We start from the raw sequence: 7,795 nt of genomic DNA, 5'->3' as shown, positions 1-7,795 counted from the left end.
ACGGTGGCGCACGAGGCCGCCGCGCTGGTGCGCAACCTCGCGGAGGTGCCGCTCGCGGTCGCGTCCCGCACGCTCTCCGAGCGTAGCTCGCTCAACGCGCGGCGGTCCGGCCACCAGTCGAACACCCACCTGGCGGCCAACGCAGCCGGGGCGGGACTCGGGCGCACACGCGAGACCATCGAGGCGGGCAGCCTTCTTGAGGAGGATGCAGCCAGCGGGGACGGTGCCGGCGCGGGGCTGGGCGATGGCACGGGTAGCGAGGGTGAGGCCGGGGGGCCCGGTGGCGGCGCGGGGCCCCGGTACCGGCACGTCGCCGCGGCCTTCGGGGCGGGTCGATTGTCCAGCGAGCAGGGGGCGTTGCTCAAGCGCACCCTCGACGCGCTCGGGGACGCCGCGTTCGAGGTCGAGCAGGACCTGCTCGCGAAGGCCCTGAGGATGTCGCTGGGTGACCTGCGCCGCGTGTGCCGGACCTTGCGAGCGCGGCGCGATCCCGATGCCGTCGCGGAGCGCGAGAAGCAGCAGTACGCGGACCGGTTCGTCGCGGTGTCGGAGGATTCGGACGGCATGGTGCGCGTCACCGCGCGGCTCGACCCCGCGTCGGCCGCACCCGTCACCGCATGGCTCGACGCCCAGACCAAGGACGCCTACCAACGGCGGCGCGAGCAGGATCCGGCCATGGCGGACGTCCGCTCGCGCGGCCAGATTCAGGCGGATGCGTTCGTCATGCTCTTCAACCATGGCCTCGACTGCGAGGCGCCCACGTCGGGGGTGAAGACCGTTGTCGTAGTGCGCCTCGACGCCCAGGCGATGCGGGACGGCTTGGGCTTCGGTGAGTGCGAGCAGACGGCAGCCCCCATCAGCGCGGGCCGCTTGCGTCGCATGGCGGTAGACGCGGGAATCCTGCCGCTGACGCTCGGAGGGGAGTCCGAGGTGCTCGACGTGGGGCGAGAGAAGCGACTGTTCACCAAACCTCAACGCCATGCGCTCGTCGAACGCGACGGAGGGTGCGCGTTCTGTCATGCCCCTCCCGCATGGTGCGCGGCGCACCATTTGCGATGGTGGAGTCACGGCGGTCGAACCGACCTTTCGAACGGGATTCTCCTGTGCACCACCTGCCACCATCGCATCCACGATGACGGCTGGGAGATACGCATCCGCGACGGGAAGGTGTGGTTCACGCCGCCGGCCGCGGTGGATCAAGCCAGGACGCCTCGGCTCGGCGGTCGTGCGGCGCTCGAAGTAGCTACTGCCGGTCGGGACGACGCCAGCGCTGGACGGGACTTGGCCATAGCTGGACGGGACTTGGCCACCACGAGCCGCGCAACCACGCTGGTACCGTGATCGCGCACCTGGGGCCGCGCCCCGCCGCCGTCCGCACCCGCGACCGCACTCACGTCCGCACTCGCGTCCGCACTCGATCCTTGGGGGGAAGCCTTGGCCACGATTCTCACGGTGTGCACCGGCAATATCTGCCGCTCCCCCGCAGCCGAACTGCTGCTCGCCGATGCCCTGGGCGAGTCCGTGGTGGTCGCGAGCGCGGGCACCCACGCGCTGGTGGGTCACGGCATCCCGGAGCCGATGATCGTGGAACTCGCGGCGGACGGGATCGACGGCGCATCACACGCGGGCCGGCAGCTCAACGAGACCATCATGACCGGCGCGGCCATCATCATCACCATGACGCGCGAGCACCGTCAGTTGGCGGTGCAGACGGCCCCGTCCGCACTCAAGCGCACCTTCACGCTCGCCGAGCTGGCCGCGGCCGCCGGGACGGGCGCGACCCTGACCGGCGCCACCATCGATGAGCGGCTCGCGGAGATCCCGGCAGCCGTCGCCGCCCACCGGCACGTGCTCGCGGAGTTCGAGCTCGACGACGTCCCCGACCCGTTCCGGCGGCCGCAGGCGGAATACCACCAGTCGTACCGACTCATCCGCAGCGCGGTGGCCGAGTTCGTGGAGTGGCTCAAGGTCTGACGCTCGCCCTTGCGCAGGCCTAGGCCTCGCTCGACTGGACCCGTCGGCGTGGCCTGGGCCCGCAGCGTCGCCCCTGCTTGAGCGCGCCCCCGCCGGTCCGCCGATGTCCGGTTTACCCAATATTTCCCCTGCGTACCCCTAGTGACGAATGTCACATCTGTGTAGAGTCTGAAGTGCGCAAAGGCCGCGAAAGCGGACATAGCGCCCCGAATTGCGTGGTCTGAGGGAATGACTGACAACGCACGTGACAAATGGGGGAAATCGTGACAGTAGCTCCATCGATGACCATCGGCGGCGTGAGCATTTCGCCCGCGAGCCTGGATGACGCCGTCGAGGACGCCCTCAAGCACGCCTACGCCCACGACGGCACCTGCCTGCGCTTCACCAACACCTGGTGCATCGTGCTGGCCGACCGCGACCCCGAGTACAAGGCCCTCTTGAATGGCTCGGGCGAGAACTTCGCGGACGGCCGCCCCGTCGCCGACGCCATCGCCAAGCGCGCCGGCATGCTCAGCGCCCACGTGCGTGGCCCCTCGTTCTTCGAGCAGGTGCTCGACCGCGGCCGCGTCGCCGGTGTCCGCCACTTCTTCTACGGCGCAGACGAGGCGACGCTCGCGAAGCTGACCGCCGTGGTCGCAGAGCGCTACCCCGGCGCCATCATCGCCGGCCGCCTCGCCCCGCCCTTCGGCACCGCCGAGGAGCTGTGCGCGCCCGAGCTGCTCGACCGCATCGACATCGCGTCGCCCGACATCGTGTGGGTGGGCCTGGGCACCCCCAAGCAGGACATCGTCGCCACCCGCGTGGCCCTCGAACTGGGCGTCACCACCGCCGCAGTGGGCGCCGCCTTCGACTTCCTCGCCGGCACCAAGGCCGTCGCCCCCATGTGGATGCGCGCCGCCAAGTTGGAGTGGCTGTTCCGCTTCGTGTCCGAGCCGCGCCGCCTGTGGCAGCGCTACACGGTGGGCATCTACGACTACCAGCGGATCGTCTGGCGCGACCGCCGCCGCATGGCGTGACCGGTCCCCACGGCCGGACCCCTTCGCGAAACATAGCCCCGGTACACTCTGGGCCGTAGACAAGGACCACTGGTCCACGCCGACACCTTCACTGGGGGGACACAATGAAGCGCGCGTTCATCACGGGAATCACGGGTCAGGACGGTTCGTACCTGGCGGAGCTACTGCTCAGCAAGGGATACGAGGTGCACGGCCTGATCCGCCGCGCCTCGACCTTCAACACCACACGCATCGAACACCTCTACGTCGACCCGCACGAATCCGACGCGAAGCTGTTCCTTCACTACGGCGACCTCTCCGACGGCGCCCGCCTGGTCTCGCTGCTGGCCGCGATCAAGCCCGACGAGGTCTACAACCTCGCCGCCCAGTCGCACGTGCGCGTCAGCTTCGACGAGCCCGAGCACACCGGCGACACCACCGGCGTGGGATCGATGCGCATGCTCGAGGCCGTACGCATGGCGGGCATCGACACCCGCTTCTACCAGGCCTCGTCCTCCGAGATGTTCGGCGCCTCGCCGCCGCCGCAGGACGAGAACACCGAGTTCTACCCGCGCAGCCCGTACGGTGCCGCCAAGGTTTACTCGTACTGGGTCACCAAGAACTACCGCGAGGCCTACGGCATGTTCGCGGTCAACGGCATCCTCTTCAACCACGAGTCCCCGCGCCGCGGCGAGACCTTCGTGACCCGCAAGATCACCCGCGCCGCCGCCCGCATCAAGGCCGGCCTGCAGGACGAGCTGTGGCTGGGCAACCTCGACTCCATCCGCGACTGGGGCTACGCCGCCGAATACGTCGAAGGCATGTGGCGCATGCTGCAGGTGGACGAGCCCGACGACTTCGTGCTCGCCACCGGCGTGGGCATCACGGTGAAAGACTTCCTCGAGGAGACCTTCTCCCACCTGGGCCTCACCTGGGAGGACCACGTCAAGTTCGACGAGCGCTACCTGCGGCCCACCGAGGTCGATGCCCTGATCGGCGATGCCTCCAAGGCGGAGAAGGCCCTGGGCTGGAAGGCGACCGTCGACGGCCGCGAACTCGCCCGGCTCATGGTGGACGCCGACGTCGAGGCCATCCAGCACGAGGGCTCGCCGTGGATCGACACCGTGTCGCTCGCCTCGTGGGGCACCAAGTGACGGTGGGCGCCACCACCGCCCCCGACGGCGTCGAGTTCACCCCCGGCCCGCTGGACCGGGACGCCACCATCTACGTCGCGGGGCACCGCGGGCTCGTGGGTTCCGCCATCGTCCGGCGCCTCGAGAAGGCGGGCTTCACCCACATCGTGGGCCGCGCATCGTCCGAGCTGGACCTCAAGGACCGCGACGCCACCTTCGCGTTCTTCGCCGAGACCCGCCCGCGCTACGTGGTGCTCGCCGCCGCGAAGGTGGGCGGCATCATGGCCAACAGCACCTACCCGGTGGACTTCCTCAGCGACAACATCCGCATCCAGACCAACGTCATCGACGCGGCGCTCAGCGTCGACGTGGAGCGGCTGCTGTTCCTGGGCTCGAGCTGCATCTACCCCAAGTTCGCGCCGCAGCCCATCCCTGAGGACTCGCTGCTCACCGGCCACCTGGAGCCCACCAACGACGCCTACGCGATCGCCAAGATCGCCGGCATCCTCCACATCCAGGCCGCGCGCCGGCAGTACGGCAAGCCGTGGATCTCCGCGATGCCCACCAACCTGTACGGCCCGAACGACAACTTCTCGCCCCAGGGAAGCCACGTGCTGCCGGCCCTCATCCGCCGGTACGACGAGGCGGCGCAGTCCGGAGCGGCCTCCGTCACCAACTGGGGTACGGGCAGCCCGCGCCGCGAGTTCCTGCACTCCGACGACATGGCGGACGCGTGCCTGCACCTGCTCGAGCACTACGACGGCCCCTCTCAGGTGAACGTGGGGACCGGCACGGACGTCACCATCAAGGAGATCGCGGCGACGATCGCCGGGGTCGTCGGCTACGAGGGGAGCACCGAGTGGGACACGTCGAAGCCCGACGGCACCCCGCAGAAGCTGCTCGACGTCAGCTACCTGGCGTCACTGGGCTGGACGTCGCAGATCTCCCTCGAAGAGGGGCTGCGCCGCACCGTCGAGTGGTACCGGGAGAACGTGGAGCAGCTCAGGGGCTAGCTGGCCCTGCGCTGCTACCCGGCGCCACCGCGCGAGTACTCCACCACCACATGGCGCATCGCCGAGGAGGACATGCCCACGCCGCGCGCCACCCTGCCCACCAGCCATCCGGACGGGTTGTGCCCCGTGACCGCCGTGACCGCGCCGCCCGCGAGGCCCTTGCCCACGCGGCCCACCCCGCCCAGCATGACGTGAGCGCGTGACTCCTCACGCAGCTTGAGCCGCCCTAACACGTTGCCGCCGCGCAGGTGACGCCGCCAGGCCCATCTGAGGCTCATGCGATCCGGGGTCAGCGGCTCATGCACCACCGCCTCCGCCGACCACACGAAGGTGCAGCCGGCCTCGTTGACCAGATGCCAGAAGAACTCGGTGTCCGAGCCGCCGGAGCCCGAGAAGCGCTCGTCGAATCCGGGGCTCCCCGCACGCTCCCACGCCTCGCGCCGCACCAAGGTGTTGTTGGTCGCCGGCAACCCGTCCGAACTTCCCGTCTCCCGCTGCGGATACCCGAAGAGGCCGCGTGCGCGCACCCAGCCCGGCGCATCGTCCGGGAACACGGTATCCACCTGCCCGTTGACGATGTCCACTCCGTAGAGGTCCGCACACGCCGCCAGCTCGCCCAGCCACCCGGGCTCGACGTACTCGTCGTCGTCCACGAACACGAACGCCTGCGTGTCCTCCTCGATGCCGGCAAGGCACCGGTTGCGCGCGGCCGCGATCCCCGGCCGCGGCTCGTGCGCGTAGACGATGCGGCGGCCCGCGTACGCCTCCACGGTGGCGCGGGCGCCGCCATCAGGATTGTTGTCGACCACCAGGAGAGTCGCGTCCGCCGTGGTCGGATCCGCGACGTACGAGTCGAGGAACGCGCGCAGCGGCTCCGGGCGGCCGTAGGTGCACACCGTGACCAGCACGCGCGCGAGATCGATCGGGTGGGTCACGTGGCGCCTCCCTCAGTGGTGCGGGCATCGGGTGCGGTGGCGCCGGAGCGTGCGGGGGCGCCGGTGGACACCGGGAACTGCGACGCCGGACCGCGAACCGACGGCGCGAGCGGCACCGGACCGGCGACACCTGCACCCACGGGTGGGACGGGGAGGCGGGAGTCCGGCGCCTCGGCGTACGACAGACCTACCGCCAGCACGAAGAGCAGGTAGCCGAACGGCGACTCCATGATGACGCCCACGGCCGCCGCGAACAGCACCCCCATCTGTATCGCGGCGCCGAATCGCGCCCCAGGGTCGCGGCGCATCCGCCGGACGGGCGGAAGCAGGAACAGGGCGAATGCGATGAGGGCGAGCGTGAGGCCGATGCCCCCGACCAGCGCGTACCAGCCCACCAGGAAGCTGTGCGCTTGGCGCACCGAGCTCGACCCCGACAGGTACTCAACGGCGCCGGAGTCCACGATGAAGCTGGACCCGAAGCCCTTGCCGAACCACCGGGCGGGCGCATCGTGACCCACATACGTGATGATGCGGTCCCACGCATCGATGCGAGCGGACGTGGTGTTCGAGCTCCCGGACTCGATGGATCCGGCGAAGAGGCGCTCCAGCGCACGCGCCCAGCCTGAGCTCTGGGCGGCGACGATGATGCCCGCCGCGAGCACGGGCAGCGCGGCGAACACCGCGGCCAGCCGGACCGGGCCCAGACGCTCGTCGCGGAACGGGCGGCTGGCGATCGCGACGGCGCCCGCGACGATCAGCATCGCGACCAAGCCCGCGCGGCTGCCCTGCACCAACTGAGCGGAGACGGCCGCTGCCACCACCAGCAGTCGCCACGGTATGGGCGCCCGCGACAGCACCGTGACCGTGGCGATGGCGATGCCGCCCACCAGGCCATCGAAGTCGCCGCGCGACGTGAACACCGGGACGCCCACGATCGGCAGGGCGAACTCTCGCACCACGCCGAACTCCACGGCCGCGTACCAGAAGGTGTGGATCACGCTGGCGACCATCAGGCCGCGCAGGACGCGCGCCACCCCCACCACGCGCACCGCGAGCACGAAGACGGGCGTCAGGGCGAGGTAGACGAACGGCAGCGCGTCACGGATCGCGAACAGGTCGGGGGCGCCGCCGCGCACCAGGCCCAGCACGCCGACGACGGCCATGAGCACAGCCCCGGCCGCGACAGGGACCGGGGTGCGCGGCAGCCTCAGCTCGGCGGAGTTGCGCGCCCGGTCGAGCCCGATGATCAGCAGGCCCACCACCACCAGCGCATCGGTGAGGAACACTGGCGCGCCGGGCACGCCGATGTACGTGCCCCACCGTCCACCCGCGACCGCCACCAGCGGGCCCGCGACCATGAGGGCGGCCCCCACCCGCAGCGCCCCGCTCGACGCGACGGCGAGGCGCAGCAGCTCGGCGCTGCCGGCGGCCGCTACGTCCCGAGCGTCCGCGTCAACGGGCGCCGCCGGCATGGCGGCTGTCACTCGCGCTCCCCCACAAGCGCGCGCCCGTAGACGCTCTCCATGAACTCCAGCATCGCCTCGTACGTCCACGGCCTGTCTGGCAGCGGCGACTCCTCCGCGGCGGCCACGGCGGCGGCCGCGAGCCGGGACGGAAGCGTGCCCACCGGACGCGCCGCTACCGGACGCGCCAGCGTCCCCGCCAGGTCGCTCACGCCGCCCAGGTCGAGGCACACCACGGGGGTGCCGAGACCCGCCGCCTCCGCGGCCGCCCACGGCGCGGAG

7 protein-coding genes and 1 pseudogene are annotated in these 7,795 nt (G+C 70.8%); 5 read left to right on the top strand and 3 right to left on the bottom strand.

Features of this window, described 5'->3' with window-relative positions:
* From Q0L54_RS08960 to Q0L54_RS08940, 5 genes are all read left to right on the top strand, one after another.
* The coding region (locus Q0L54_RS08960) for an HNH endonuclease signature motif containing protein (RefSeq protein ID WP_296667373.1) at window positions 1-1,341 on the top strand (1,341 nt) is incomplete at its 5' end.
* 111 nt (window positions 1,342-1,452) lie between these two features.
* Entirely contained in the window at window positions 1,453-1,974 is a 522-nt protein-coding gene (locus Q0L54_RS08955; RefSeq protein ID WP_296667370.1) for a low molecular weight phosphatase family protein, read from the top strand.
* A gap of 296 nt (window positions 1,975-2,270) precedes the next feature.
* Window positions 2,271-2,990 (top strand): WecB/TagA/CpsF family glycosyltransferase, encoded by a 720-nt coding sequence (locus tag Q0L54_RS08950; RefSeq protein WP_296667368.1) that lies wholly within the window; start codon window positions 2,271-2,273, stop codon window positions 2,988-2,990.
* Window positions 2,991-3,094: 104 nt separating this feature from the next.
* Window positions 3,095-4,123, top strand: a complete 1,029-nt coding sequence (gene gmd / locus Q0L54_RS08945) for a GDP-mannose 4,6-dehydratase (protein WP_296667365.1) — start codon at window positions 3,095-3,097, stop codon at window positions 4,121-4,123.
* A 2-nt stretch (window positions 4,124-4,125) separates the two neighbouring features.
* On the top strand, window positions 4,126-5,115 hold the full coding sequence (locus Q0L54_RS08940; RefSeq protein WP_296667362.1) for a GDP-L-fucose synthase: 990 nt from the start codon (window positions 4,126-4,128) through the stop codon (window positions 5,113-5,115).
* Between the two features lie 14 nt (window positions 5,116-5,129).
* On the opposite strand, the gene Q0L54_RS08935 is transcribed toward Q0L54_RS08940, so the two are convergent.
* The 3 genes and pseudogenes from Q0L54_RS08935 to Q0L54_RS08925 all read right to left on the bottom strand — a co-directional run.
* Window positions 5,130-6,050, bottom strand: coding sequence for a glycosyltransferase (locus Q0L54_RS08935; protein WP_296667357.1), 921 nt, complete (start codon window positions 6,048-6,050; stop codon window positions 5,130-5,132).
* Window positions 6,047-7,534 (bottom strand): O-antigen ligase family protein, encoded by a 1,488-nt coding sequence (locus Q0L54_RS08930; RefSeq protein WP_296667355.1) that lies wholly within the window; start codon window positions 7,532-7,534, stop codon window positions 6,047-6,049. Before Q0L54_RS08930 ends, Q0L54_RS08935 begins: the two co-directional genes overlap by 4 nt.
* Window positions 7,531-7,795: pseudogene (locus Q0L54_RS08925) on the bottom strand (glycosyl transferase group 1); the annotation flags it as partial. The gene Q0L54_RS08930 and the pseudogene Q0L54_RS08925, both read right to left, overlap by 4 nt.

The sequence above is a fragment of the Demequina sp. genome (genome assembly GCF_024642165.1).
Lineage (GTDB): Bacteria > Actinomycetota > Actinomycetes > Actinomycetales > Demequinaceae > Demequina.
Note: the sequence above shows the minus strand (reverse complement) of the source record. Positions and strands in the feature narration are given on the sequence as shown.